1 protein-coding gene is annotated in these 774 nt (G+C 55.4%); it reads left to right on the top strand.

The window, feature by feature from the left end:
* Window positions 1-26: 26 nt before the first annotated feature.
* A partial coding sequence (locus H7U37_RS15070) for a recombinase zinc beta ribbon domain-containing protein (protein WP_243414346.1) occupies window positions 27-774 on the top strand: 748 nt, incomplete at its 3' end.

Raw genomic sequence — 774 nt, 5'->3', positions numbered from 1 at the left:
GCTCCATGCTGGAGAAACCGGAATATATGGGGCATACCGTCAATTTCCGTTCTTCCAAGAAGTCCTACCGGGATAAGCGGGTAAAAAATGACCCGTCCGACTGGCTGATTTTCGAGAACACCCACGAGGCCATCGTTGACCCGGAAACCTGGCAGCTCGCCCAGCAGGTGAAACGGACGGTGCGCCGGACAGATACCACCGGCGTTGCCAATCCCCTGACCGGCCTTGTGTTCTGTGCCGACTGCGGAGCCAAGATGTATAACCACCGGGGCAAACGCAAAAAGGACGGGCGGGAGTATGGAACCGACTTTTATAACTGCTCCACCTACACCCTGACCTTTGAGCGGGAAACCCAGATGTGTTTTTCCCACACCGTCAGCACCAAAGCCCTGAACGCTCTGATTCTAGAAACCATCCGCACCACCGCCAGCTATGCCATCCAGAATAAGGAGGAATTCATTCAGAAGGTTCGCAGCATTTCACAGGTTCGCCAGCAGGAAGCGGCCAAGGAGCGCAAGCGCAGCGCCGAGCTGGATGTGCTGATTAAAAAGCTGTACGAAACCTATGCCATGGGCAAGTTGGAGGAAAAACGGTTCGAGCTGCTGTGTGCCGAATATGAAAAGGAACAGGCCGAGTTGGAACAGCTGCTTGCCTCCGAGCAGGCGCAGCTGGACCAGTTTCACGAGGACACGGACCGTGCCAGCCACTTTCTGGCGCTGGCACAGAAATATACGGATTTCACCCAGCTGACCGCCCCCATGCTCCATGAATTTG

This window comes from Pseudoflavonifractor phocaeensis (genome assembly GCF_016901735.1).
Taxonomy (GTDB): Bacteria; Bacillota; Clostridia; order Oscillospirales; family Oscillospiraceae; genus Pseudoflavonifractor_A.
The sequence above is the reverse complement of the archived record's forward strand: the minus strand, read 5'-3'. Positions and strand labels throughout refer to the sequence as shown.